The sequence below is a fragment of the candidate division Zixibacteria bacterium HGW-Zixibacteria-1 genome, from assembly GCA_002838945.1.
Classification (GTDB): Bacteria; Zixibacteria; MSB-5A5; order GN15; family PGXB01; genus PGXB01.
In genome coordinates this window covers 1-26,650 of record PGXB01000049.1, presented here as the reverse complement: position 1 = coordinate 26,650, position 26,650 = coordinate 1, and the positions used below count along the sequence as shown (strand labels likewise).

Here is a 26,650-nt window from a genome sequence, read left to right as displayed (position 1 = left end):
ATGCGATGACCGGCGGGGTCGTATCTAAAACCGTTATGGTTTGAACACATTGAACGCTGTTGCCGGCGTTGTCAGTCGCTGTCCATGTCCGCGTGATAATATTTCCGTTAGTAACTTCATTGAAAACAACATATACATTGATATCATAATTGTCAGTGGCCGTCATTACAAGGGCAGCAGGAATATTATTGCATTCTGCGGTTAAATTCGAAGGGCAGGCTTCGACAAATTGAGGCGGGGTTGTATCGGTGCCTGAAGATGATACAATCTCAATCTGTATCGAGTCGGAGGTTGAAAGGAAGCCTTGATTGTTGCTGTAAAAAACAGTGGTGTGCAAAGGTAGTAAATATATTCCGGGAATATCGCAGCTTAGTTTTAACTGAAATTGAACCGAATCCCCCGGATTTAAAACGGTATTGATAGTGTTGTCAGCCGGAGCATCGATTTCCCAGACATAGTTGTCGTAGGATGCTCTGATTAAACTCAAAACAGGGCCATGGCGTTTATAGCCTATATCCGAGCCATTAATTTTCATTGTCACACTGGCGACTTCGAATTGCGGCGGAAGATTTTCCGAAAAGTACAGACCCGTGATGCTGAAAGACTCGTGATTTGCTATTGTTCGGTTAATTATCAACGTGTCGCCGATGGCGATCGTATTGGAATTTACTAAATACCGGCTGTTAAGATCATATCCCAATGGATATAATGTCTCACCGGCAGATATTTGAAATATTAGCAGCAAGATAGTCAAAAATATGGAAACTGCTATTGGGATACGCATATCGTCTAAAACAATTAAATTGATGATATTGTTCCAATTAAGTAATGGTTGGGCATAATGAACCTGCTCATCCGATCGATGTGATCATGTATATTTGGCACCCTTGCCGCCAGTATGACAGTTGCCCCTATAGGGATGTCAATTATAACATATAGTAGTAGGAACTATTCCCATGTTAAAAATATACAGATACCACATCATTGATGATCTTTTTACTGAAGTACGAAGTACAATGATGCTTCTTGCCAAGCAGTTCTAAAAGCGGACAGGACATCTATAGAACTCTGATTATTCTGGGAAAATGACCGTTATGGCAAACCGGGTGCGGAAAAGGTGCTATTGCGCCCAGATCGAAGGCCAAAAACATACTAGTATGCGGGGTGGACCTCACTCTCCCCAAACTTTTGTGAGCTTCGAGTTACCCGTCTCATTACACTACGCCATGATCGACGGAACTCGTTGGAGGACAATTTGTTTTGATAAATAGTTGATCTTGCTTTCGCCCTTTCCTGCGATTCTGCCTCATGACGCTTTCACGATATCATCAATGACCGGATTGCGCTCCCGACTGCATCGGGCCGACAATTCCTGCTTGCAGTTCCGCGAGGTACCATTATATTGTCCCCAGATCGGACATCTTTGGCGATTCACCGCCACCCGAATACTTTGATCCCTATCAGGAGATTGAAGAATGGAAAAAGCCTATTTCGAATACGCTGGATTGGCATGGCTTCTGTGCGTTCTGGTGTTGCCATTGTCACAGTCCGTGGCCCAGACGGGCATCGACAGTCTGAGACCACCTATCATTGACATGCACCTCCATGCCTATCCGTTGGATGACGGAGAGCCATCCCCATTAAATCCCGTAACCGGGCAGCCGTCCGCCGCGAGAACGAGCGCCGAACTTCGCGACATGTCCTTGGCAGCGCTCAAGCGCTACAACATCGTTATAGCCGTCGCCAGTGGACCGCCAGAAACTGTAGACGAGTGGCGCAAGGCAGCTCCCGAAAGGATCATACCGGGCGCGTTCGTGTACGGTGCTCACCCGTTGCCCGATCTTGCGCAACTCCGCATCGATATACAAGCGGGGCGTGTACAAGTTCTGGGCGAGTTGGTCCTGCAGCATCTAGGCATATCGCCGAACGACTCTTGCATGGAGCCCTACTACACTCTGGCCGAGGAAATGGACATTCCGGTTGGGATCCACACGGGAATTGGCCCCCCGGGAACACCGTACGACCCGTGCTGCCCAAACTTCCGCGTCACCCTCGGAAACCCGATCCTCTTTGAGGACGTGTTAATCCGCCATCCACGGTTGCGCATCTACCTGATGCACGGCGGGGCGCCGTATCTTCAGGAAACGAAGGCCATCATGTCGGTGTACCCACAGGTCTATGTCGATCTCGCGACGATCAATTGGATCCTGCCTCGGGAGGAATTCCACGACTACCTGCGGGAACTTATGGTAGCCGGCTTCGGCAAGCGGCTACTCTTTGGATCAGACCAGATGGAGTGGCCTGAGGCTATCGGAATGGCAATTGAAGGGATCGAATCAGCGACCTTTCTAACTGAAGAGCAGAAGCGGGATATTTTCTACGACAACGCTGTACGCTTCCTGCGGCTTAACGAGAAATGAAGTAGGAATGGCTGCTGAAGACAGGGGACTTTCAGCCGAGTTGGCCTTGGCCAACATGGCGGTTACAGAAGATGTTGCTGAAGAAATAGGATAGAAATTATCTTCAATGGCGGGGGCAATCAGACGATCTTCGCAACTTTTTAAGCATCCACAAGCTAAAGGGCATATTGAGTCTTGAAATATAAGAGTGACCAAAGCCATGTTTTCTCCGGATTTTGCAGCGGTTTGATTTTATAAAAATGCCATAATTCTGGATAGGGATTGAAATCGTTAAAAAGACAACAAATATTAAATAGTCAGGTGCGCGGGGCACCTGACCTGCTATAACTGGTGATAGTGGTCGCATTGTGGATTTCTTTTAAGTACTGCAACAATTTGAACAGCCGTTATCTATAAAGCAGTAGAGGTGAAAGGCAGGGCCAACGAGACTCGTCTATGAGCCTGCGCGCTGCGAGGTGTCCTTGTTGTAAAGCACAGGCATCTGTCCCTTCCACTGTTTCCAGACATCATCATCCATAATCAGATCAGCCATAAAGTGAGCCACGTTGATCCGGCTGGTTTTGCCCGAATCGAAAATCGGGTTTCTCGTGGGCGATGCAACCACTTCGTATGGCGTCACCTTATCCTCATTAATCAGACTGTCCGGTCGAACCGTAACCCACTCGATAGCTTCGTTGTTCTGTCCTACCTGGGACCGCAAATAGTCCGCTGCCCGCTCGTTGTCCACAAATGGTGGCAGTAAGCGACGGATGAGTCCGATGACCAATCGGTCACCAATTGATCGCGGCTCCCGGAGATCGCGGTTACTGCTGCCGGTGGTGTTCATGAGGACGAATTTTCGCGGTTCTCCCGTGCCAGTGGCCTTTAGAGCCTGACACAGTCGGCGGGTGGCATCGGTCACGAGTCGACGCGGATGCCCGTAGATACCCATCAGACTCAGATTGTGGCCCAGGCACGACGCCACCGCGTCACACCCACGAATATGTTGGATTATCTCAGTATCGCTGAGATCAGGCAGGCTCGCCAGGATCAGCGTCAGGCGTGGGTTGGATCTGACAGATTCAAGCAGGCCGTCGGTTGATCGTACGATGGCCTTCACGTGCTGCCCGCGATGCAATAACTGCTCTACCAGCAACCGCCCGGTAGCTCCGCTTGCTCCGACTATAAGGGTGGTCATCTTACTTCTTGTTCTCCTGATGACAACGATGAAATCTAGATACCGTCATTCGTTTCACTTTACAGTAGTACGCCGCAAATTGGGCTGCAACTAAGCAATCACTCATGTCAGGGACGTATACGCAGCCGTGGGTTGTTATAGAATCAAAGCGGCAGGTGTGGCCCGGAGATCCTGAGGACGTCTGAAAGACGCTCCGAAGAAAACCCATCTATCAGCTGTTCCTTTTTCTTCCGCCGCAACCCTTTCAACTCACGCTCGCGCTTACGAGCCTCTGATTCAGTTTCGTACTCCTCGTAATAGACCAGTTCAACCGGCCGATGTGACCGTGTATATTTGGCGCCTTTGCCGGCATTGTGTTTTTCGATTCTATTGGGAATATTAATTGTCACACCGGTGTAAAGGGAGCCGTCGTTGCACTTGAGGATGTATAAGTACCACATTTTTGATCGGCTTTTTACTGAAATCCAACGATCCTTCACTTCGTTCAGGATTTATCCTTCGAAAACTCAGGACGTGAGAGCCAGTAACTCGCTTCGCTCGAACCGGCTCTAAAAGCGGAGGAGGTAGGATTCGAATTAGGTTATTTCGCGTAACTTTTTGTGGCCCCGCGAATTACGCGTAATTCGCTGATACAAGATTGGTTAAGTTACTTCAAGTTGCGTCAAGTTAATGCAAGTTACGTGAAGTTACGTGTAGTTCGCGGTTAGAAAATGGTTAGAAAATTAATCATCCGCAAAGTCAATAACCCATGGAAAACATCAAATATCGTGACGGTACTAAGCATCACTTACTGACTAGTGTTTCTAATTTATTTCCACCGCCTTCTTGTTTTGCCATGAATGTTTCCACAATTGATGTCAATTGTGACAACTGAGTCCTGAGCTCGTCATTCTCAGCTTCGAGAGCCTCGATTCTATCGGTCTTTTCATTCAATTGAATTATGTAAAGTGTCTGTTCTTCCAATTTTTCAAGCATTTGGATTAATAGTTCATCAAGTTTGAATCCATTGTTTTTCTTAACATCATCAGCCGAGATAACATTGGGGAGATGTTTATTTTTGAAGACATATGTCTTCAAATCGTCCAGTGACATCAACGTATAATCCGGTTCAAAAACATAATCGGGATGGTTAAAATTGACACCACCCTTCTTGACATTATATGACCCGGATACATTAATGTCGCCGTTGACATCAAGCTTGTAAGCCGGTGTCGTCGTTCCTATGCCGACATTGCCGGTGCCGAGAATAGTCAGATGATCGCCATTGGCGGAGTTTCCGAATTTTATATGTCCTGAACCACCTGCCGTCCATATCCTAACGCCGCCGGCGCCGCCTCCAGAAGTAGCCACACCCATACAAAGCCCGTAAGTTCCATCACCGATGTTAAAATCGCCCCAGCCGTTACCCACACCCCAGGTGTAATTGTTGGCGCTTTCTATTTGTAATGGAGATAAAGGGGTATTAGTGCCAATCCCAACGCCCCCACTTGCACGAATAAGAAACTGATTATTGTCCGTAGATTCGAAGTCCTCGTCCGTCGTGTCCGCCCAGACCCAGGAACCATCGTGAAGAGCCTTCGCCCGCCGACCCGCTGCAAGAGAGTAGCGGCCAGAGGCCTTGCATAAGCGCCCACCAGGAATCGTTGAGTTATATCCGGAAGCTGTATCTCTCTGGCCACCCCCAATCGCAGCAGCGTGTCCACTGGCCTTGTTGTAATATCCACCAGCAACTGTACATAGTTCGCCAAATATGTCCTCTGATCCTGCTGTGTTTTCATAACCGCCGCCTACGGTGCAGTATCCTCCAATCGCAGTATTTCCATAGCCGCCGGAAACCGTTGCTCCTCCATTTGTCCAACTATCTTGTAATATTGCAACATTACGTGTGCCGCCTCCAACCGTGCAATCACGAATGCCATATCCATTTTCAACACCCGTAGTACAGGCAAAAGCTCCCAGGTTTGTGTGATCGCCATTATAATCCCAAACGATGTTCCCTTTTCTAGCCAAAGTATAATACCCAGCAGTATATAGAACATTGCCTTCTAAGATCCAGCCACTTTGGAAGGTATACGGACTGGAAGCTAGTTTGGTTCGGGGGGAAATTATCTCGCCATTGACGACAATTTCAAGCCACCGATTAGGACTCGAAAACACAGTATCCATTATTGGCGCTGCTGGATCGCCTTGCCCCAAAACGACGCTGAATAAGCCATCTACAACCGATACTGATGGATGGGTTTCTGTCCACTTGGAGTTGCCATCCGTCTCAGCATCGCAGATGGTGAATGTCATAGAAACAGTGGCGCTAACTGGTTGCCCTTGATCATTGGTTAGCCGCCCCTGATAGTTCATTGTATTGGGGACTGCCGCTTGGATAGCAATCGTAGTAACAAATAACGCTAAAATAGACATGATTATCTGAGGAATTCGTCGCCTATTCATATCTTCCTCCGTTTTTATTTGTAACTATTATTATTTGACCTGCCAATAATTATAATATAGTCAAAAAGCTTGAATTTGCAAGAACTATTTGCCTCCAGGCTCCGACAAAAAAAACCAATTGGCGCAATCAAAGCTTAAAATGGTTTTAACTTGTGAGCGCGAAAACTGTGGTTCAGAAGTTTTTCTCGATTTCTCTAGTTGCTGAACAGAAGTTGTATATTGCTAGCATGGGCAATATTAAATGGTGTTTTGGATTACGAACCAAGATCGAATTTCCTATCTCAGAAAGTAGGCCAAGAGCAGTACAACGTGGCTGATTATTTTTCGAATAAAATTGACTTGCTGCCAGAGTAGTACAATTCTTGACCTACAACTAGCCTATATCTATTCCTGCAATCACAACGTTGCTTTACTTAATGTGTCCTAGTCAAGTTAGCGCTCCTCCCACTTCACATTCACATTCATCAGAGATCCGGAAAGTATTCTTCGTCCATGGCGTGGCGTGAATCTCAACAATAGATTCTCCAAACCCCCTGCCGTTTTAATGAAGTCAGCGTCAAAGCTAACCAAGACTGTATCAAAAGCCATCTGACGCTTCACTGGCAAAATTTCATGCGTGTTCCTATTTAATATCTGAATTTCATGGTGTGGCACGTTGGTAAATGTGACATCATAGCCGCAAGTGACGTCAGGCCCCATGGAGCATTGAGGGCATTTCTCTCGCCCAAAGACATATTGGCATAATGGAATATCAATTGGCCCGTGGATGGGATACAGGAAATCGTCAAATTCATTCTCATCAATCCAGGTGACTGACGTTGTTTGTTGGCTGTAGAATGCATACGCCTTTCTGCTACTGATGCGGTCCCATGGGGAAATTTCTATTGTTCTGATACCAGCTCCCTGTAGGAAGCCGTTATACAGCCACTCGTCAAAGGAATATTCAACAGTTCCTATCAGTTCGCCGGACTTGAAGTTTACCTCTATTTTTTGTTTTGCAGTAACTGCAGTTAATTCCTCGCCTTCGGTGTTCATAATGATTCCACATGGATTTCCATTACAACTCTCAAGTGACTGTGGGTCTATTGTCTCAACTACAGTGAGAAGCCTCGGAATAGAAGCGCCCTTGGCCAGAACAATACCACGTACTTCGAGCAATTTCTCAAATCGAGATTTCACAAATGGACGGCAATGAGGAGGTGTACATTCCTCACCACAGTCATACCAGGCAGTAGCGACCACTTTCCCCACTGACGGGACAGTATATTCAAAGCTCATTCGCGTTTCAACACTTTCATTAATAGTCCAAAACGCAAATTGACATTTTTCTTTCCCCTGTAAACCGAGGAAATCATATGTCTGTGGGGCCATCAATTGAATCGAATTCTCTGGTAATACATAGGAAGTTACCTGGTATGGTCTGGGATCCAATTGAGATTCCACTATAGGTTTATAATTGATGTTAATTTCGATCAGTTGTGAGTGATCTGCCGCTACATCCAAACCCACCGGAATATACAGCAATAGTATACAGAAGAATCTTACAGCATACTTCATACTATTTATCCTCCATTTATAATGTTCTTATAGTCCATAGAAACCAGAGTAATATAACGTAATTTGTTACTCGTGATCTGGTATATCTTCACTTCAATACTGTACAGCATTAATATTATAAACAACAAATCGTTTTACTTCTTCTCGTAAAGCACGATGTAGTTCGTTTTTTTTCTTATGAAGTTCAAACTAGCCCTTTGATGTAATGGGATCCTATTTCCTCATGGTCATTCATTTTGCGTAAATTGATATTGGCTCGTCAGAAATCCATTTGAAAACCTTCCAACTCATATCGTTAAGCTGCTGCCCTGCAATTAGTTATAAGATCAAAGCGGAGGAGGTAGGATTCGAACCCACGGTACCTTTCGGTACAACGGTTTTCAAGACCGCCGCTTTCGACCACTCAGCCACTCCTCCGTCGGCATATGATACGCCAAATAAAGGCGATAATTACCATCTGTCAAGAGGATAATAAAAAGGGGCGCCCACTGAAGCGGACGCCCTGCCTTTTATCCCTCGAAATATGCCCTATAAGGCTATTTGAGCGAACTCAACCAGCCCCGCTTGGCAATCGTGCCGCCGCATTCTTCCGTGCCGGTCCAGCGGGTGGTTTCGTTTTCATAGGTCATGTGAACCAGGCCGTTGTCGAAAACGAAATTCGCCAGCCAGCTTCCATTGACATTGAGCGAATCGGCTTCACTTGTCCCCTGGCAGGCCAGGGCAACCGTGAAATTAAGGCCGATGGTTCCCTGAGGCGGGCAGGCATTGACATCAGTCTGGACAGCTTCATCTATCAGCAGATTGTCTATCCCCTGGTAAAAATATATACCCAATTCACAGGTGCCACTGTCGTTGAAACCGACGAACATTATAGAATCATATGACAACCCGTCAAGGATGAAACTGAGCGAATCGATGGTGGCAATATCGAAACTGGCATGATTGGCCAGCTCGCCCGAAATCGGGATACCCTCGAAATTGACGCCGAAATGAGCCCGGATATTAAGGCCGCTGGTGGTCGAATCGGGATACTGCATGTAACCGTCATCATTGGAAGCCCGAATGGAATCAACACCGCCGTAAGCGTACCAGGTGGTATCGTAGTCTCCCGCTTCTTCGACATAGGCGCTGCAGGTAAAAATGTGCCAGTAATTCGAATATTCGTAATTACTGATTATAATATTCGAGACATCGCTGTTTACCGTCGAAAACTTACCCGGCGCCGATTCGGGAATCGAATCGTACAGGTTGAATGACAGGTCCAGAAGTTGAAGATCAATAATAAAATTACCGTCTCCCGCGAGGGTTTCAATTACCGCCAGGTCGGGATCATTGGGATCACCGGTTGTCTTGGTGGATGAAACCGGATCATCACTGCCCCCGCAGCCGGACATGAAAATCAGCGTTAGTCCGAGTAAAACGGCAATACTAAGTAATAGCAGACGCTTCATTATGTTCTCCTTTCCATATTTCAATAAAATTTGCCCTGTAAAAAAAGTATCGGACAGGAAAGAGGATATATTGAGGAAAAACTGCTGAGAGGCTGTAAACAGACTGATATCAGTGTCTTTTGGCCTGCGGGCCGCCGTAAAGGCCTATATCGGAGCGGGTTCCATCCTGATCGGAGATTTCCGGATGGCCGGTATCGATGGCGGGCGAATTATCCCGCAAAATAAAGACCGACTCGCCGACAAATCCGGGATCGACCGAAATATTTCCATTGATGTCGGTTTGATCCCAGATATCGCGGTAATTGCCTTCCTTGTTATTCCAGACAATATTATATCCGAACTGCCATTTGGCCCAGTCGCCATAATTCCAGACGCCGACACAGGGGCAAACCCACTCGGTGCGCCAGCCGTTATTGGTGATGATATTATTGACGATACGACCGCGACTCTCGCTTGACCAGGGCGCCACGCCGCAGTTGCCGTTGTGATGAACGACATTGTTGGCGATATCCATGAAAGCGCTGCCGGTAGCGATCATTCCCCAGCCGAGATTATCTATGACGGCATTATTGTGCGCGACCACCCATGATGTCCCGAAGGCGCCGATGCCTTTCCAGTATCCGGTGACAATATTGCGGTAAGCGACGCAGGTGGCATCCCAGGTGACTCCGATTCCGGCACCGCGGCCGTTTTTGATGATGCAATCGGTGACCAGGGCCGAAGCCCCACGGTAGAGGGCGATACCATCCCAGCCGTTGTTTTCGATATGGCAGTTCTTGATATACAGTTCGGCACCTTCCCGGCCGAAGATCCCGCCGACTCCGACAATGACGGTGTCGATACGATGATCGTTGTTGATCACATCGACATTATGAATATGCACATTGGAGTTGCGGGCGACCACAGCGGCGTCGGTGGCGTTGCCGTCAGCGTCCCTTTTGCCTCCGGTGACTGTCAAATTGCCCAAAGCCGAATTCGGCGAATTTACGAAAAATATTCCATAACCGGCATTGGTGGTCAGAATCGATTCGGCCCGGTCCAAACCCATGATCGTAAGCGACTTGTTTTTGATAATATATCCATATGAGGCATTGACCGGCGTCTTCTGCTCGGTGCAGTTGCCGCAAAGTGAATCGACGAACGCCCGGGGAGCCGCCTCGAATTCTTTCGGGCCGACCAGAATGGTGTCACCGTCGGAGGCGTAGTCGATCGTGGCCTGGAGATCATTGCCGCGGCTTACGGTCAGGGTCGCGGACTGAACAGAAACGCAACAAACGACCAATATTATTGCGATTAAAAAACCGGCTTTCTTTTCCATGCGCATACCGGAAAAGATAAGCCGGAAATTTTGATTGGCAACAATTAAATTTTGCCGTTTTTACAGCAATTTAAACTTATAAAATTTCCCCGGCCCGTATTCGGACATACGTTTCTTAAACCCCTCCAGAGAAAACCACAGGTTATTGGGGGCAATAGGGAGCGGCCTGGCCAGGTACACATTATGGGCCGGGACACCTCCCCATCCGGGCAGGAGAAGAATATCGTTGGCATTGTTTTGGTTTATCGCGACATCGAAAATAATCGCCGTATGACCGATCGAATCAGGGTCATTGGGATCGAACTGGATATAAAGGCAGCCGGGAGCTACATCTTTGTCGTCAACCGGCATAAGATTGTAGAGTAATGCTTTATTGTCTATACGGCCCATGACAAATTCGAGAAAGCGGTAAAATTCTTTTTCGTTGGATTCTCTGAGTTCGCCTTCCTTTTTATACAACAGATTTCCACGGGCATCCGTGGCATATTTACCGCTCAGATATCTCTCGTAAGAGACAGTATCTTTATCATTAAAAAGAATGGGGAACTGCTCGAGCTGCCTGACTGCTCTGAGGAATTCAATGACAAATTCGATGGCGACATCGGGGTCCTTTTGATTCATCGAAGTAATCCCCAGATCAATGACACCGTTAATCGAATCCGGGCCCATCATTTTTTGTGTGTCCCACTTTACGACCGGGTGATCAACAGGCTTGAGAGGCATGTTGGTCAGCCAGGCCATATATATATTCATCTTCTTTGACGGATACCGCTCGAATCCGGCCGGCGTCCTGAAAGCATTCAGTATCGTGCGGTCCTTGTTATATTCCATGGAAAAGGGGTACGCTTTATTGATCGGCTCAGCCATACTGGCCGTAGCCGTCATCATTAGAATCGCCAGTAGATAAAGAAGGCAGCTTTTCATTCCGTTTTCTCCTTTTATCAGTTTTCTATCATTGCCTCAAAATGCGGTCAGGTAAAATAATATCGGCATTATAGGTTTTCAATAGAATTTTACCCCTGAAAACCGGTATCGATCCCGGTTTTTTTCAAAGCCCGGGCAAATTTGCTTTCCGCCTGGAATTTCAGGGGGATATTCCGCTTTCTGAATATTTCCCCGACGGCGCTCATTATTCTGTCGAATTGCGAGCGATCCTCGATTTCAATCTCAAGCTCATAGTCCGTGGAGCCGTCCTGATACAGCGTGCGATCAGCCTCGAAGTAAACCTGAATGGGGGCATCCGTATATTTAATAATATGCCGGTCAGTGGTAAAATGAAGTCTCTTCTTCAGGCTGATACCGGGATCGAGGTCCTTCAGGAGCAAGAATATATCAGGCGGCAATTGCTCCGGCCTTATGCCCTTATTCAGGAATTCTTCGAATTGTCTGACTGGTAACGGCTCTTCGATTTCAGGGCGGACCGTCAGCCCCTCAATATCTTCCGCCATTAATCCTTTGAGCGTGATAGTCGCCGAATTATCTGCTTTTCGGAGCCGCAGGGCCCATCCCGACCGCGAGAGATCCCAGTTGTCGGTGTCAAAAAAATAGTTGGATTGATGCTTCATTTTGACCGGTTCAGGAAAGTATTCCAGCAGGCGGACAAAATTCTGCTCGCTGATTAAGTCGAGCTTAATTTCCATTTCAGTTTTTTTTGCGCTATCCGACATAAGGCTCAAAACAAAGGCCGCTCTAATCGGGCGGCCTTTTATTTAAGTGTTTTGCTTTACTTAAAACGCTTCGGGCTTCGCGCTTCCCACTCGACCACAATTGGACTGGCTACGAAAATCGAAGAATATGTCCCAATGATAATTCCAATTATCATGGCCAGGGCAAAATCCTTCACGACTTCGCCTCCAAACAGGTACAGAACAAGAACCACGAGAAAGGTTGTCCCTGATGTCATGATAGTGCGCGACAAAACTTCGTTGATCGAATTGTTTACGGTTGTAACAAACTCGCCTTTCTTCCGGAATTTTTTCAGATTTTCCCTGATTCGGTCATATACCACAACCGTATCGGTAAGTGAATAACCGGCCAGAGTCAGCAAGGCGGTAACCACCAGCAGCGTAATTTCCTTATTCATAAGATAGAAAATTCCCAGCACCGCCAGAACATCATGAAATGTGGCAATGGTCGCCGCAACACCGGAACGAAAATCGAACCTGAGGCCTATATAAGCAATCATGCCAAGAACCGAAATCAGCACCGCCCACTGCGCGCTCCGCTTCAAGGTGGCTCCAACCGCGGGGCCGATGGTATGTTCGGAATCCTTCTGAAATTTATTGTCGGGGAAGCGCTCTTTAATGATCGCCAGCAGTCTGTCCACGGCTTTCTCTTCGCCCGCAACAGTTTCTTTAACGCGAATCATGTATGAGTTGAAAACGCCCACATCGGTGCGATCCAGTTCCTGAATCGAAGCCTCGGGGAAACCGCCGGCGATAACGGCCCCACGCAGGTCGCCTATATTTATGGGATTTTCGAAATTCCCCTGCAGCATGGTACCGCCCGAAAAATCTATCCCCATATTGGCCTTGTCAAGCACGACCATGACAAAGGCGAACAGGCCAACCAGCACCAGCACCACGGAAAAGATAAAGGCCTTTCCGCGATTACCGATGAAATCAATATTTGTATCTTTTATTATCCTGAACATCGATGTTTCTCCTTATATGCTAAGAGTCTTATAACTCTTGCGAATATCAAAAATGGTCTTGGTAATAACGACCGCAGTATACAGCGAGATGGTCACACCGCAGAAGAGTGATACGGCAAATCCCTTAATAGGACCAGAACCGAAAATAAACAGGGCGCCGGCGGTAATCAGGGTCGTCACGTGACTGTCGATAATAGTCAGCAAAGCCCGACTATAACCGGCATCGATTGCCGCCCGGACTGTTTTACCGGTTCGCAACTCCTCGCGAATTCTCTCAAAAATCAGGATGTTCGAATCCAATGACATACCGATGGTCAGGATAATACCGGCGATACCGGGCATGGTCAGAGTTGCCTTCAGACCGGCCATAACCGCCAGCAGGAAGAAGACGTTAAACAAGAGAGCAACATCGGCGATAACTCCGGATACACGATAGTAAACGCCTATCAGGAGCAGGACAAGGATCAGTCCCAGGACGGATGAATATAGTCCTTTTCTGATCGAGTCGGAACCAAGCGTCGGCCCGACAACATTTTTCTCGATAATTTCGACCGGGGCCGGCAAAGCGCCTGCTTTAAGGACGATCGAAAGTTTCTTGGCGTCTTCCAGAGTGGCGCCTGAGCCCATGGTAATTTGTCCGTCTTTGCGGATTTTCGAATTAATCATAGGCGCCGATTCAACCTTTGCGTCGATAACGATAGCCAGAGGTTTATCGACATTGGAGCCTGTCAGACGGGCAAAGGCGGCAGAGGAACGACCGGATAATTTGAAATCGACCGTATGATTCTGGAACTGCCCCCGGCCAAGTTTGATTCTTTCGAGAAATTTCCCAAGAAACTGCACTTTTGTCTTCAGAATATAAAGATAGTAGACTTCATAAGCCTGCCGAATATCCGAACGGGTTGACCAGGCAAACTGGACCTCAGTCGGAATTACCCTTTGGACCTGAGGCATCTCAAGCATTTTTTCGACTGCGCGACGATCCTTGGCAGCAACAATATAGCCGGGCCACGGGGTGTTGGTTTTGTCATTAAGCAGGAAGGGCTCCAGATATTGCGTCATCGGATTTTCTTCGCTATCGAACAGCATATCATCGACAACTTCACCACTGTCCGCACCCATTAATTCCGCCAGAATATCATCTTCCTTAGCTTCCAGATCGACCGGAGTAGCCTCGCCGGTCTTGAGTTCCGTCTTTGCCTTCTCCGCCGAAGGTTCAGTGGTTTCCTTGCCTGCTTCGGCTTTACGGACATCGGCCACCACGGAATCGATTTTGCTCAAAATCATCTGGGCATTTTCATATGTTTCCAGAAGTTTGAATTCCAATTGGGCGGTCTGTCCGATAATATCCTCGGCCTGGTCGGCGTCGGTATATCCGGGGAGATCGACGATTATTCGATCATTACCCTGCCTCTGGATAATAGGCTCGGTGACGCCGGTGAAGTCGATTCGGTTACGGATTACCTGGATGGCGCGGTCGACCGCATCTTCCCGGGCGGCCGGCTCCAGTTTTTCCATCTCGACCCGAAGAACAACATGAATACCGCCCTGCAAATCGAGGCCGAGCCGCATGGCTTTGCGCTCCAGTTCACTGACCGAGCCCGGTTTGACCTCTTCCATTCTGGTTTTATCGCTTCCGGAAAGCGTCCACAATTTGATGGTATTCCAGAATCCGATAAATCCCAGGATGATTAGAAGTCCGGTTATGGCTAAACGCCAGGTTTGACCTTTCATACAACTATTCCTTTGTTATATAAATAAATTAATAAATATTACTATATTGATATAATGTTAAGGACAGGGAGAATAAATACGCTTTTAGCTGGTACCTGACGGTTTGGCGCCGACAAGCGTAAATTCGAGCGCCTTCTCGGGGGATATTAAAGCAGCTTTTGACAAATATACTAAGCGGCCGATCCCGGCATTATAAAGCGATTTATACTCGATAATCCGTGATTCGGGACGCAAATTTTCATAATTTTGAACACTGACTACAGCCGGGATTGAGAGAAAAGATAATTTTCCGGAAGAAAAAGGCTCATTTTTGACCATTGAGCCCTGACTGCCGGGGAAAATGATATTTGCGATTGCTTCGTGATTTGTCTTCTTGTCCGGCTCAGGCGCGGTAATAATGACCAGAAGGCTGCTGGAGAAGATAATTACCAGCAACCCGGCGACAACCAAAAGGCTCTTGACTGCCTCGCTAATATCTTGTCTCTTATAATAGTTCATAAAGGTGTCACAAATATATTCGAAATTGACCAATTGTCAAATCAAATTTAGCTTTTTGCCTTGACTCAGGTTATCGGATAAAATAGCTTAATATTTTAATTGCCTTGAACTTATAAAATTTGGGAGAATTTGGGGCATATTCCCTTTTGTATATTTTTTGACCTGTTTAAATGAAGTAAGGAGAAGAAATGAAAAAATGTGACTTTAACAAATATTCCAAGCTCTTCGTATTGCCCATCTGCCTGGTCGTCTTTTTATTGGCAGGCTGCGCTGGCGATAAACCCATCGGCGAGGTAACAAAATTCACCCTTGATAACGGCATGCAGGTCATCCTGAAGGAAAACCATGCGTCCGCCATGGCAACCAGCCTGATTTTTGTCAAAGCAGGAAGTAAATATGAAGATAAATATATCAATGGGACCACCCATTTTCTGGAGCACCTGCTTTTCAACGGAACCGCCACCCACTCACAGGAAGAAATCGAACATGGTATTGAGCGCCTGGGCGGATATATAAATGCCTTTACCCGCAAGGAATTCACTGCCTATCTGGTTTCGATGCCGCGGGATTATATCGACTACGGCATGGCCACCCAGTCCGATATGCTCTTTAATTCTATCTTTCCCAAAGAAAGTATGGCCAAGGAGCGAGGTATCGTCATTGAAGAGATCAAGATGGGGGATGACGCCGAAGGTGCTCCGGCAGAGGCCTTTTTCGAAGAAAAGGGAATGGCCGCAACGCCATATTCTCAACCTGTAATCGGCTATGAATCGACTATCGCCAACATCCCAAGGGAAGCAATAATCGACTATTACAAACATTTCTATGCGCCCAATAATATGATCGCTCTAATCATGGGCGATTTTGACACCGAGCAAATGACAAAAATGGTCAAGTCGATTTTTGGGCAATTTCCGAAAGTCGAGCTTCCGGCGCCCCCGGAATTAACCGCCAAGCCTATTATAGGAAAGCAGGTCTATAAAACACCTGCCCGGGTCAAATCCACCTATATCAAGTACACGATTGAAGCTCCATCATTCACCGACCCCGATTATTTCGCCTTTGCCCTGCTGGAAAGTTACCTTGGCGACCGCGAGAACTCGCCTCTTGTCAAAGCGCTCAACTCGGGCTCCGATCCGCTTGTGACCAATGTCTCGGCCGCCTTGGACACGAAAGAAGAACTGACCCGCCTGAATATCGAAATAATTACGGAAAGGGCCGATATGGCCGATTCCATCATGGTTCTTACCGATAAGGTCATCGAGTATCTCGTGGATAATCTGCCATCGCCGGAACTCCTCGAGGGTTATAAAGTGACCGGCCGCTGCAATGATATCTATATGTCGGAAAAACTGCATTACTATGGATTCACGATTGCACCCTTAATGGCTATTACCGGATGGGATTTCTTTTCGAAATACCGCGACATGATAGATTCGGTCACGGTGGATAATATTGCGACCGCCTGCTGTGATTACCTGGTAAAACCAAATTATATCGCGACAGTAGTCTTTCCCGGTGATGAAGAGACAGAACAGCTTTACGAGTCGGCCGGGCCGGATAATGCCGAAGTTGCTGCCTATTTCGGGAATAAAGAGTACCCCGATTATGATTTAAATACCGGCAAAGATTTTAGAATGCCCGACGCCAGACCGATAACCGATTCCGGCAAAAGACATGCGGATTATATCAGGGAAGTTCTTGATAACGGTCTGACGGTCGTCGTTAAATCAAACCCGGACAGCCGCGTTTTTGCCCTCAATGTTATTGGCAAAAACCGCTCCGCGACCGAACTTCCCGGCAAAGACGGGATCACCGATTTTGTCAACCGGATGATCGAAAAGGGCACGACCACCCGCCCGGCGATGCAATTATCCAACGCGCTCTCATCAATCGGCGCCAATGTTACCCTGTACGATAATCCCTGGATTCCCTACGACGACCGCTATACCACCCGGCAGTTTTCTTTTATGAAATTCGAGACGATCGACCTGTTCGCCGATCGGGGGTTGGATATCTTTTCCGACATGATAATGAATCCCGCCTTTGATTCGGTCGAGGTCGAGCAAGTCCGGTCGGAGATTATGGGACTGCTCGGGCGCGACAGCGGCTCGACATATAAGACGGCGCGGAATAAATTTTATGCCGCGCTGTTCGAGGGTGCGCCTTATGCCAAAACAATCGAGGGTAATTTCCGGACCATTGGACTGATGACCACCGAAGATCTGAGACAACATCACAGCCGAATTTATTCACCCGAAAATACGATTATCACCGTCGGAACCAATTACGCAGCCGATAAAATGATGTCCATGCTCAGGAAGAAATTCGGGGCAATGAAAAGAGGCGGTTTCGAGCCGATCGACGCGGCCCGGCCGGCCGAAATCACGGGTGAGAAAAGCATCAATCAGCAAATGGACAAAGAGCAGGTGTATATTTATATCGGACACCTGCTGCCGGCGGCGGGTTCGCCCGATGCTCCGGGACTGAGTGTAGCCAATGCGGTTCTCTCGAATCGACTGCAAAAGAAACTCCGTGAAGAGAAGGGCTGGGCCTATTCGGTCGGGTCATCGGTCATGCTGGATAAGAATTTCGGCTGGATGATTTGCAGCATGGGAACGCAGGTCAAGAATTTCAATGAGGCCAAAGCCGGGATCATGGCCGAAATAGAACGGCTCAAGACCGAGCCGCCGACCGAAGATGAACTGGAGCAGGCGGTCAATTCAATCTGGGGGTCATCGCTGATGGCGCGCCTGTCACGCATCAATCAGGCTTATTACATGGGCGTTAATGAGTACCTGGGACTTGGTTATGATTATGACGACACCTATATAGATAAAATCAGGAGCGTCACCGCCGCTCACGTCAGTGAACTGGCCGGGAAATATTTCAATACGAAAAATTACGTGATTGCCACGGCGGGGAATATTTAATATTCCCCACGGTTGGGCACAATACAAATAAACTCGAAATCCGTGCCGTACGGATTCTCGAACTGGTGAAGCGCATTGGGCGGGACAAAGGCGAAGTCTTTTGCCTCCACTTCATGCACTTTGCCGTCAATGGTCAGTCTCCCCTTGCCCGACATGATATAATTGACATGCTCCCAGTCATGGGCGTGCTTCGGTGTATGGCCGCCCGGAGCAATTTTGAAAACGCGCATGGTGTGGTCTTCCCACCCTTCATTCTTGCCGATCGGCACCATTTTGGTGGTTCCGATCACACCATCCATCACAATTTTGGCCCGATCGATCTCTTTGTATTTTCTAACCGGCATAATATATCCTCCAATCAAGCACTTCATGTCAATATATGACATTAATGAATTCATTTAAAACGAAAAAGGGCATTCTTAAGTTCCTTTTTGACTTGAATGTTGTCCCGGATTTCGTAGTTTAGGTGTATGACAAAAATCGGGCATATTGAAAATATTCAAAGAAAAGGCAAAAACTACCTCCTCCGGTTCGCCCATGGTACCGAAATCCTCGCAACATCGCGGGTTCTGGATCAATACCGCCTCAAGCCGGGGATGAAGATCGAAGCCGACCTGATCGATGAGATCAAAAACCAGTCGGATCTGCAGCGGGCGGAAGAATACCTGGTTTATCTGCTTTCCCGTAGATCGTATTCATCCGGGCACCTGGCCGCCAAAATGTTCGAGAAAGGATACAGCAAGGAAATCATTGCGGAAATGATCGAAAAATTCGAGGAAAAGGGGCTGATAGATGATGCCGCTTTTGCAAAAGAGTTTGCCGAATCGATTCTTCGGAATAAACCAGCCGGCAAGAATTACATAATCGGCTGTCTGCAGCAGAAATACGTTCCTGCCGATCTGGCCAAAGCGGTTGCGGCCGAACTATTTGAAGATATCGATGAAACCGCATTGGCTTTGCAGCTGCTAAAAAGCCGCTGGGGCTATTTTTCCAAATTTGAGCTTGAAACAGCACGCCGTAAAGCTTATAATTACCTGTCCCGCCGTTCGATAGGCTATCGGGCGGCAAAAGATGCATTCGAACAAATGTTAAAAGAGGTAAGTTAAAATTAAAACTTCGGAAATCAGACAATCCTTTATAGAATACTTTCTAAGCAAGGATCATAAAAAATACAGTTCTTCTCCGGTAATTCCTTTCGATGACCCGACCTTGATGTTTGCCAATGCCGGCATGAATCAGTTCAAGGATGTTTTTACCGGCAAAAAGAAGGCTGAATATCCCCGGGCCGTCACGGTCCAGAAATGTATGCGGGCGGGCGGCAAACATAATGATCTCGAGAATGTCGGCCGCACCGGCCGGCATCATACTTTTTTCGAGATGCTGGGCAATTTCTCGTTCGGTGACTACTTCAAGGAAGAAGCCATCTATTACCACTGGGAATGGGTTACTAAATATCTCAAACTGCCCAAGGATAAGCTGTATGCAACCGTTTACCTCGATGATGACGAGGCTTTTGAGCTGTGGGAGAAAATCGCCCCGGAATTGAAAAACGGACGAATCCTGCGGTTCGACAAAAAAGACAATTACTGGACCATGGGTGAAACCGGGCCCAACGGCCCCTGCAGCGAAATTCATTTCGACCGAGGAGAGAAATACGGCACCGGCCCGGAACACTGGGTCAACGGCGATACCGAGCGTTATGTGGAAATAGGGAATCTGGTCTTCATGCAGTATAATACCGGCCCCGATGGCGTTACCGAACCTCTTCCCCGCCCGTCGGTCGATACCGGCTCCGGACTGGAGCGAATTACATGTATGATGCAGAACGCCGAATCCAACTATGAAACTGATGCCTTTACGGGACTGATCGAGCATATTTCCGAAATTACCGGTAAAAAATATCATACCGACGAGCGCGGGTTGTCGCATCGGGTGATCGCCGATCATATCCGGGCTCTCACCTTCTGTATTGCCGACGGCGGCGGCCTGTCAAATGAAAAACAGGGCTATGTTCTTCGGCGCATCCTTCGCCGGGCCTCCCGCCACGGGCGACGGCTCGACAAGCATGAGCCGTTCATATATCGGCTGGTCCCGACGCTGGTGGAGCAGATGGGCGATGTCTATCCCGAAATAGCCGAGAAGAAAACTCATATCGAAAAAGTGATCCGCTCGGAAGAGGAATCATTCGGGCGGACGCTCGATACCGGATTGGAGCTTTTCGACAACCTGACGGCGAAGATTAAGCGCAGCGGCGGAAAAACTATTCCGGGCAATGAAGTTTTCAAGCTGTATGATACCTATGGATTCCCGGTTGACCTGACCAGTGTCATGGCCGAAGAGCAGGGTCTTGCAATCGACATGGCCGGTTTCGAAAAGATGATGCATCAGCAGAAAACGCAATCGCGCACGGCGTCACATTTTGCCGACGGCCGGAAAGAGCAGCTCCAGTACATGCTTGGTGAAATTCTGGGCAAGATTCCTTCGGATAAACTTAAAACCGAATTCATCAGAGAGAAATTCGAAGTCGATGCGAATGTCCTCGAAATCTTCGAACTCGATGAAGGCGGCAATAAGATTGTGGCGTTGATCCCCGACCGGACACCGTTTTATGTCGATGCCGGCGGCCAGATATCCGATTATGGTACGATTGAAAGCGACTCCTTCAAGCTGAAAATCGATTATTTGTTCAATTACAATGAGGCCATCGTGCATTTCGGCGAGTTGATTGAGAAAAAATATGATGATCTGGAAAATATCAGTGAACTGAAGGTCAAACTGTATCTTGACACCGCGCGCCGCTGGGATATCATGCGTAATCATACTGCAACGCATCTGCTCCATGCGGCTCTTCGGAAGGTGCTGGGCGATCACGTCAAACAGTCTGGCTCCTATGTCGGTCCCGACAAACTGCGCTTCGACTTCTCTCATTTCAACCCGATGACGCCCGAGGAAATCAAGCGGGTCGAGGAAATTGTCAATAGCAAGATTCTCGAGGGCTTTGATGTCGGGACTGTCGAGGATGACCTGGAGAAGGCCAAGAAATCAGGCGCCATGGCTATTTTCGGAGAAAAGTACGGCAGCAAGGTAAGAGTGGTATCGGTTGCGGACTTTTCGAAAGAGCTGTGCGGTGGGACGCATGTGCAGAATGTCTCGCAAATCGGGCCGTTCATGATTACCCTCGAGACGGCGGTGGCTTCGGGAATCAGGCGTATTGAGGCCGTTACCGGCCGCGAGGCGGTTGCCTATATGCTCAGCCAGAAGGAGACAGTCGATAAAATAAGCAAAATGACCAATCGGCCGATCGAGGAGCTTTCCGACGCGGTCGGCGAAACACAAAGTAAGCTTCTTGAACTCCAGAAAGAAAATAAGAAGTTGAAGGCCGAGAAGTTTTCCGGCGGATCGGTTTCGGTCGGTTCCGAAGAAAAAATAGATGGAGTATCGTTCCGGCATAACGATTTCGGCCGGGTCGAAGCCGAAGAAATGGCCGGGTGGATCGACAGCGGCAAGGAAGCCAATTATCCCTTGATCACGGTCGCAATTGGATTGGTCAACGGCAAACGCACCTTTATGTCATCAGCCAGCGCGGCGGCCGGGGTGCATGTCGGTAATCTCTCGCGCGATATTCTCAAGGAACTGGGAGGCCGCGGCGGCGGGAAGCCCAATTTTGCGCAGGGTTCTATCCCAGAGGATACCGACGCCGACCATATATTCAAGATCTCGGCAGACAAGATCAGGGAAACAATCGAAAAGAGTTCCGGATGACAGTCTATGATCATCTGATCCAGACGAAAGACAAAAAAGGCGGAGCCTTTCTCCTCCTGCTTGATCCCGACCGCATAGCGGTCAATCAATTGTGTATGATCGCGGAAAGAGCGGCCGAATGTGATGTTGATGCTATCATGGTTGGAACCAGCTATGTCATTCGGGCCGATTTTCATGAGACCGTGAGACAGATCAAGCGGCAATCTTCGGTTCCACTGATTCTTTTTCCCGGCTCACACAGCCAGATATCGCCGGATGTCGATGCCATACTGTTCACGTCACTGATTTCGGGACGCAACCCGCAATACCTGATCGAAGAGCAGGTGCGCGGGGCGCCGCTGATAAGGGAGTACAACCTTGAGACGATTCCAACCGGCTATATGCTGATTGACGCGGGAAATTATACATCGGTGCAATATGTCTCCGGCACTTTTCCGATACCATCAGACAAGCCCGAGATAGCCTGTGCTCATGCCCTGGCGGCGCAATATATGGGGATGAGGCTGATTTATATGGAAGCCGGGTCCGGCGCGGCTAATTCGGTTCCGGAATCAATGATACAGCAGGTCTCAGAATATGTTGACCTTCCGATTATGGTCGGCGGCGGGATTGTAAATCCCGAGCAGGTCGAACGGAAAATACGGTCGGGAGCATCATTTGTGGTGGTCGGCAATCATTTTGAAATAAATGAAAATCTTAATAGTCTGCGAGAGTTTGCGCAGGCGGCGCATCCTTTTCATCAGGTTCAGATATGACAAATGAAGAACGCATCCAGATGGTAATCAAGGAGGCGGAGAAATCTGCTGTCCTGAGACGTACTACCGGCGAGATCCTGGCCGAGCCGTTGGTGAAGCTGGCGAATCTCCTGACGGCATGCATCGGCAGCGGCGGGAAGCTTTTAATTTGCGGCAATGGCGGCTCCGCCGCCGACAGTTCGCATATGGCCGCCGAGATGATCGTCCGCCTTACGGCCGAACATAACCGGATTTCATTACCGGCCATCGCTCTGAGCGCCGACACTTCGATACTTACCGCTGCTGGCAATGATTTCGGTTTCGAGAAAATTTTTGCCCGCCAGGTCGAAGGATTGGGACGTGAGGGCGATATGCTGCTGGTGATTTCGACATCGGGTAATTCCGTCAATCTTATCCGCGCGGTCGAGACGGCGGTGCAAAGCAGAATGCGGACGGTCGCCCTGCTTGGCGGTAACGGCGGGAGACTGGCATCGATGGTTGACATGAAGCTCATCGTGCCGCACACTTCGGTTCAAAGAATCCAGGAAGAACAGATTTTTCTAATACATTTGCTGGTCGAATTGATAGAAGGCGATCTTTTTCAATGACGGACCAAATCCGGAAATACACAGGAAGCGGAGCGGTCTTTTGCCTGTACGGGTATTTCGTTTCGACGCCGTTTTCTCATGCTCTCGGGCAGATCTTTTTCGGACTGGCCCTGTTTCTGGTTTTAAGTAATCTCATTATTGAAAAGAGGTTGTTCCGGAAGCCCCGTCTCGATTTTTTTGGACTGTCGATAATTTTATTCGTGCTCTGGTCGGCCGTGGCCGCAGTGGTTGGTCCGACGCCCGGACAATCACTGTTTACTCTCAAAGAAGAGTGGCTCTTTTTGATGATTCCGGTGGCCGCTTATATTATCGATGATGAAAAGATCATCCGCACCTGCCTGAAACTATTCGCCATCTCGGCTTTGGTTCTTTCGGTTTATGCCATCTGGCAGCATTTCAGCGGACTCGACCTGTATCATGGCGAACAACTATTGGAAGCACCCGCGGGCGGATTCGGCTATCGCGTCCAGGGAACCTTCACTCATCGTCTGACATTCGGTAACTATTATGCAATTGCGGCCCTATTTCTTCTTGGTCTGGCCTCATACGCCGATAGGCGCAATATCAAGATTTTATACTATGCGGCTTTTTCGTTGACGGCACTGGCCTCGATTTTTACTTACAATCGGGGCTCGCTTCTGGCCATGCTGGGCGGAATAGTAATATTTCTTCTTTGGCACGGTCGGCGATTATGGAAATTTACGGTTGCCCTGCTGGTTATACTGGTGATTATAGCGGCGGTAACCGCTCCGAGCCTTCTTGAGCGCTATCAGGATTCTTTTCAAACAGAACTGGAAGGCAAATATGCCGGCTCCCGTCTGGCTATCTGGAAAACCTCGGCCCGGATGGCGCTGGCGCACCCGCTTTTCGGGGTCGGGCCGGGCAATTTCAAGGCCAACTACATATATCACCGGGATCCGGAAAATGACCGAATCCATGGCCACGCTCACAATGATCTGCTTAATATTGCCGCCTATGGCGGTTTTCCGGCGGCCCTATTTTTCCTCGGCTTCTGGGTCGCTATTGTGTATAAATTATTGAAGCTTTTGGGAAAGCTCAAAAAGCATAATTTATCCCGCGGTATTGCGGTTGGCCTGCTATTGGGGACGGTGGTCTTTTTCCTGACCTCGATGTATGAAGCAACCTTTGCCGACGAGGAGATTCGGCTGTTTTTGATGGCTCTCTGGGGGCTGACCTACGGTTTGGCTCATCTGGTTAAGGGTGCCGAAGAAAAGGCCGAAAAGATGGGAGTAACTGAAAAAGTAGAAAACGCTTGACAATTTGGCCTTTAATATTATAATAGGGCGCTAAAAATGGTAAAGAAAGCTAAAAAAGACGAAGCAAATCGGTTTGAATGGCCGTTTGGACCGAAGAATTACCTGATCTTTGCGATCGGGATTCTGGTGATTGTGGTTGGCTATATTTCATTATGGGCCGGTTCGATAACACTGGCACCGATTCTGCTTGTTCTGGGGTACTGTGTTCTGATCCCGGTTTCGATTATCGTCAACGGGAAGAAAACCGTGCCGCCTGTCGAAAATGCTGAAGCTAAAGGCTAAGGGCTTGGATTAGTGGGGCAGTTAGCTCAGTTGGTTAGAGCACCTGCCTTACACGCAGGGGGTCACTGGTTCGAGTCCAGTACTGCCCAATTAATTAAAAGAACACAAAAGGGAAAAAAAGTAGAAGAAAACCTGTAAAGATCGAAAAGAGGTCTGGACAGGGACGCAAAATTAGCTTACATTCGCATTGCAAATAAAAGAATAGTCGGGGTTGTAGTTCAGTTTGGTTAGAACGCCTGCCTGTCACGCAGGAGGTCGCGAGTTCGAGTCTCGTCAACCCCGCTTTGATTTGTAAATAGACCCTTTGGCAAGTATGTCAAAGGGCTTTTTGTATGTGGGACAAAGAGTTCCGCGATAAAAGGTGCAGTTCGATAGTAATATATCAAGCAAATATCTCTTTTCTTCTTTGTTTTTCTGTAAATACATATCATAAGCAGAATTAGCCAGTTCTAGAATTTGTAATCCAGTTTGATAGAAATTTGAATTAGCATTCTGATGAGAATTGATTTCACTCTGAATATCAACAAGCTTGTTTTCCCAATCCGTAGATTTGCGCTTCCACATCTCGGCAGAAATCGTCCCATTTAGTTTATCTTCGTAGGCTCGATCAAGCATTTTGCTCGTCTGATCATATTTCCTTCGCAGACTTGCAATCGACTCTTGGTGATATTTCACTCTATCTTGTTGGCTTTCCAGGAGAGCCTTCTTTAAATCATCAATAACATTCGGCTGGACTCTTACTTGCTTGACGACACTGGCAAACATCTCAATCAAGTCTTCTTCTCGGACCCAGATATTATCGCAAGTGCCCTTATATTGGGTGCAATGATAGTAGATGTATTTTCCTTTCTTAATCTCAGGAGTCATGGAGCATCCGCATTTCCCGCACTTAATTAGACCCGCCAAAGCGATATTCCGTTTTGTCTCTTTGGGATGATTGGCACGTTGAAAGGTCGCTTGAACCCGATCAAATAGTTCTTTCGATATTAGCGGCCGATGACAGCCAAAGTAGCGTTTGTTCTTCCAAACAAACTCGCCATGGTAAATGGGATTTTTCAATATTCGATGGATTCCAGCCTTATTTATGGTCATAGAATTGCGTGAAAACAAACCTGATTCTTTGGCCCTGATAGCCAGTTTTTCCAGAGAATTTTCACCCGATGCATACCATTCGAATAATCTTTTTATAAATGGCCCCTTGTTTGGATCGGGTTCAATACAATGTGTTTCCTTATTATTCAAATATCCAACCGGCGCTTTCGACGGCCATTCGCCTTGCTCTGCCTTTTCAACTTGACCCTTTTTGACCTCTTCGGAAAGATTGTCGATATAGTTTTTGGCCATTAATACTTTAATGCCATGCAAAAATTTTTCAGAAGATTTCGATTCAGAAGACAGAATGAAATTCTCTTTAACGAAATGTATTTCAGCATCCAATTCGTCAAGCGTGACCCAATCCTTTATATTCCTATAAAGACGATCTGTTTTTTCAACAAGAACTACTATCTCCTTAGAATTTCGTCTAAGGTGAGTAAGCATTTTGTCAAATCCGGTCCTTCCTGTAACTTTGGCGGTTTCCACATCAATAAATTCTTCGTCTACTGCCAATCTTTTTTCATTGGCATAATTCCTCAGCAATTTTAGCTGTGATGGGATGGAATAGCCTTCCTTTTCCTGCTCCTTTGAGGATACCCTTGCGTAGATATGGTCTTCCCCTAAAAAAATGGACACATAGTTAAGATAGGGTAGCCGCCCGTTCGAAGTCAACTGGATTTTTAAAACCCAGGCTCGAATGACGGCG

At 47.7% G+C, this 26,650-nt stretch carries 22 protein-coding genes and 3 tRNA genes; 10 read left to right on the top strand and 15 right to left on the bottom strand.

The window, feature by feature from the left end:
• A partial coding sequence (locus CVT49_14565; protein ID PKK82292.1) for a hypothetical protein occupies positions 1-700 on the bottom strand: 700 nt, incomplete at its 3' end.
• Between the two features lie 775 nt (positions 701-1,475).
• Here CVT49_14565 and CVT49_14560 point away from each other — a divergent pair.
• Complete coding sequence (locus CVT49_14560) at positions 1,476-2,420, top strand: hypothetical protein (protein ID PKK82291.1); 945 nt, start codon at positions 1,476-1,478, stop codon at positions 2,418-2,420.
• Positions 2,421-2,853: 433 nt separating this feature from the next.
• On the opposite strand, the gene CVT49_14555 is transcribed toward CVT49_14560, so the two are convergent.
• From CVT49_14555 to CVT49_14500, 12 genes are all read right to left on the bottom strand, one after another.
• A complete protein-coding gene (locus tag CVT49_14555) occupies positions 2,854-3,597 on the bottom strand; it encodes an NAD-dependent epimerase (protein ID PKK82290.1) in 744 nt (247 codons plus the stop codon).
• 143 nt (positions 3,598-3,740) lie between these two features.
• Positions 3,741-4,037 (bottom strand): hypothetical protein, encoded by a 297-nt coding sequence (locus CVT49_14550; protein PKK82289.1) that lies wholly within the window; start codon positions 4,035-4,037, stop codon positions 3,741-3,743.
• A gap of 343 nt (positions 4,038-4,380) precedes the next feature.
• Positions 4,381-6,042 (bottom strand): hypothetical protein, encoded by a 1,662-nt coding sequence (locus CVT49_14545; protein ID PKK82288.1) that lies wholly within the window; start codon positions 6,040-6,042, stop codon positions 4,381-4,383.
• A 432-nt stretch (positions 6,043-6,474) separates the two neighbouring features.
• Positions 6,475-7,599, bottom strand: a complete 1,125-nt coding sequence (locus tag CVT49_14540) for a hypothetical protein (protein ID PKK82287.1) — start codon at positions 7,597-7,599, stop codon at positions 6,475-6,477.
• A gap of 332 nt (positions 7,600-7,931) precedes the next feature.
• Positions 7,932-8,016 (bottom strand) — tRNA-Ser (locus CVT49_14535).
• 119 nt (positions 8,017-8,135) lie between these two features.
• A complete protein-coding gene (locus tag CVT49_14530; protein PKK82286.1) occupies positions 8,136-9,050 on the bottom strand; it encodes a hypothetical protein in 915 nt (304 codons plus the stop codon).
• Positions 9,051-9,159: 109 nt separating this feature from the next.
• On the bottom strand, positions 9,160-10,374 hold the full coding sequence (locus CVT49_14525; protein ID PKK82285.1) for a hypothetical protein: 1,215 nt from the start codon (positions 10,372-10,374) through the stop codon (positions 9,160-9,162).
• A gap of 54 nt (positions 10,375-10,428) precedes the next feature.
• Positions 10,429-11,292 carry a hypothetical protein gene (locus tag CVT49_14520; GenBank protein ID PKK82284.1) on the bottom strand — a complete coding sequence of 288 codons (864 nt, stop codon included), beginning with the start codon at positions 11,290-11,292 and terminating at the stop codon, positions 10,429-10,431.
• Positions 11,293-11,381: 89 nt separating this feature from the next.
• The gene (locus CVT49_14515; protein PKK82283.1) at positions 11,382-12,035 is read right to left on the bottom strand and encodes a hypothetical protein; all 654 of its coding nucleotides are present in this window, start codon (positions 12,033-12,035) and stop codon (positions 11,382-11,384) included.
• Positions 12,036-12,091: 56 nt separating this feature from the next.
• Positions 12,092-13,021: a protein translocase subunit SecF gene (gene secF / locus CVT49_14510; GenBank protein PKK82282.1), complete on the bottom strand. Its 930-nt coding sequence runs from the start codon at positions 13,019-13,021 to the stop codon at positions 12,092-12,094.
• A gap of 12 nt (positions 13,022-13,033) precedes the next feature.
• Entirely contained in the window at positions 13,034-14,755 is a 1,722-nt protein-coding gene (gene secD, locus CVT49_14505) for a protein translocase subunit SecD (protein ID PKK82281.1), read from the bottom strand.
• 84 nt (positions 14,756-14,839) lie between these two features.
• Positions 14,840-15,286: a hypothetical protein gene (locus CVT49_14500; protein ID PKK82280.1), complete on the bottom strand. Its 447-nt coding sequence runs from the start codon at positions 15,284-15,286 to the stop codon at positions 14,840-14,842.
• A 155-nt stretch (positions 15,287-15,441) separates the two neighbouring features.
• Here CVT49_14500 and CVT49_14495 point away from each other — a divergent pair, with 155 nt between their 5' ends.
• The gene (locus tag CVT49_14495) at positions 15,442-18,186 is read left to right on the top strand and encodes a hypothetical protein (GenBank protein PKK82279.1); all 2,745 of its coding nucleotides are present in this window, start codon (positions 15,442-15,444) and stop codon (positions 18,184-18,186) included.
• Here CVT49_14495 and CVT49_14490 read toward each other — a convergent pair.
• Positions 18,183-18,530 (bottom strand): cupin, encoded by a 348-nt coding sequence (locus CVT49_14490; protein PKK82278.1) that lies wholly within the window; start codon positions 18,528-18,530, stop codon positions 18,183-18,185. The genes CVT49_14495 and CVT49_14490 overlap by 4 nt on opposite strands.
• A gap of 126 nt (positions 18,531-18,656) precedes the next feature.
• Here CVT49_14490 and CVT49_14485 point away from each other — a divergent pair, with 126 nt between their 5' ends.
• The 8 genes from CVT49_14485 (at position 18,657) to CVT49_14450 (ending at position 25,131) form a co-directional block, all read left to right on the top strand.
• On the top strand, positions 18,657-19,292 hold the full coding sequence (locus CVT49_14485; GenBank protein PKK82277.1) for a hypothetical protein: 636 nt from the start codon (positions 18,657-18,659) through the stop codon (positions 19,290-19,292).
• 1 nt (position 19,293) lies between these two features.
• Complete coding sequence (locus CVT49_14480) at positions 19,294-21,948, top strand: alanine--tRNA ligase (GenBank protein ID PKK82276.1); 2,655 nt, start codon at positions 19,294-19,296, stop codon at positions 21,946-21,948.
• The gene (locus tag CVT49_14475) at positions 21,945-22,703 is read left to right on the top strand and encodes a geranylgeranylglyceryl/heptaprenylglyceryl phosphate synthase (protein ID PKK82275.1); all 759 of its coding nucleotides are present in this window, start codon (positions 21,945-21,947) and stop codon (positions 22,701-22,703) included. Before CVT49_14480 ends, CVT49_14475 begins: the two co-directional genes overlap by 4 nt.
• Positions 22,700-23,290: a phosphoheptose isomerase gene (locus tag CVT49_14470; GenBank protein PKK82274.1), complete on the top strand. Its 591-nt coding sequence runs from the start codon at positions 22,700-22,702 to the stop codon at positions 23,288-23,290. The genes CVT49_14475 and CVT49_14470 overlap by 4 nt, the downstream gene beginning before the upstream one ends.
• Complete coding sequence (locus CVT49_14465) at positions 23,287-24,567, top strand: hypothetical protein (protein PKK82273.1); 1,281 nt, start codon at positions 23,287-23,289, stop codon at positions 24,565-24,567. Before CVT49_14470 ends, CVT49_14465 begins: the two co-directional genes overlap by 4 nt.
• 36 nt (positions 24,568-24,603) lie before the next feature.
• Positions 24,604-24,849: a hypothetical protein gene (locus CVT49_14460; protein ID PKK82272.1), complete on the top strand. Its 246-nt coding sequence runs from the start codon at positions 24,604-24,606 to the stop codon at positions 24,847-24,849.
• A 15-nt stretch (positions 24,850-24,864) separates the two neighbouring features.
• Positions 24,865-24,938, top strand: a tRNA-Val gene (locus CVT49_14455).
• 118 nt (positions 24,939-25,056) lie between these two features.
• Positions 25,057-25,131: transfer RNA gene (locus CVT49_14450), tRNA-Asp, on the top strand.
• Here the strand turns inward: CVT49_14450 and CVT49_14445 are convergent.
• Positions 25,123-26,650: recombinase family protein (locus tag CVT49_14445; GenBank protein ID PKK82271.1), on the bottom strand; the 1,528-nt coding region annotated here is incomplete at its 5' end. The two genes, CVT49_14450 and CVT49_14445, sit on opposite strands and share 9 nt — an antisense overlap.

Excerpts from the sequence above, each read along its gene's own strand:
- CVT49_14485 (PKK82277.1), top strand. The coding sequence starts at position 18,657 with ATGACAAAAATCGGGCATATTGAAAATATTCAAAGAAAAGGCAAAAAC.
- CVT49_14515 (PKK82283.1), bottom strand. The coding sequence starts at position 12,035 with ATGTCGGATAGCGCAAAAAAAACTGAAATGGAAATTAAGCTCGACTTA.
- CVT49_14550 (PKK82289.1), bottom strand. The coding sequence starts at position 4,037 with ATGTGGTACTTATACATCCTCAAGTGCAACGACGGCTCCCTTTACACC.
- secD (PKK82281.1), bottom strand. The coding sequence starts at position 14,755 with ATGAAAGGTCAAACCTGGCGTTTAGCCATAACCGGACTTCTAATCATC.
- CVT49_14470 (PKK82274.1), top strand. The coding sequence starts at position 22,700 with ATGACAAATGAAGAACGCATCCAGATGGTAATCAAGGAGGCGGAGAAA.
- CVT49_14475 (PKK82275.1), top strand. The coding sequence starts at position 21,945 with ATGACAGTCTATGATCATCTGATCCAGACGAAAGACAAAAAAGGCGGA.
- CVT49_14490 (PKK82278.1), bottom strand. The coding sequence starts at position 18,530 with ATGCCGGTTAGAAAATACAAAGAGATCGATCGGGCCAAAATTGTGATG.
- CVT49_14460 (PKK82272.1), top strand. The coding sequence starts at position 24,604 with ATGGTAAAGAAAGCTAAAAAAGACGAAGCAAATCGGTTTGAATGGCCG.
- CVT49_14495 (PKK82279.1), top strand. The coding sequence starts at position 15,442 with ATGAAAAAATGTGACTTTAACAAATATTCCAAGCTCTTCGTATTGCCC.
- CVT49_14525 (PKK82285.1), bottom strand. The coding sequence starts at position 10,374 with ATGCGCATGGAAAAGAAAGCCGGTTTTTTAATCGCAATAATATTGGTC.
- secF (PKK82282.1), bottom strand. The coding sequence starts at position 13,021 with ATGTTCAGGATAATAAAAGATACAAATATTGATTTCATCGGTAATCGC.
- CVT49_14545 (PKK82288.1), bottom strand. The coding sequence starts at position 6,042 with ATGAATAGGCGACGAATTCCTCAGATAATCATGTCTATTTTAGCGTTA.
- CVT49_14530 (PKK82286.1), bottom strand. The coding sequence starts at position 9,050 with ATGAAGCGTCTGCTATTACTTAGTATTGCCGTTTTACTCGGACTAACG.
- CVT49_14555 (PKK82290.1), bottom strand. The coding sequence starts at position 3,597 with ATGACCACCCTTATAGTCGGAGCAAGCGGAGCTACCGGGCGGTTGCTG.
- CVT49_14540 (PKK82287.1), bottom strand. The coding sequence starts at position 7,599 with ATGAAGTATGCTGTAAGATTCTTCTGTATACTATTGCTGTATATTCCG.
- CVT49_14560 (PKK82291.1), top strand. The coding sequence starts at position 1,476 with ATGGAAAAAGCCTATTTCGAATACGCTGGATTGGCATGGCTTCTGTGC.
- CVT49_14465 (PKK82273.1), top strand. The coding sequence starts at position 23,287 with ATGACGGACCAAATCCGGAAATACACAGGAAGCGGAGCGGTCTTTTGC.
- CVT49_14520 (PKK82284.1), bottom strand. The coding sequence starts at position 11,292 with ATGAAAAGCTGCCTTCTTTATCTACTGGCGATTCTAATGATGACGGCT.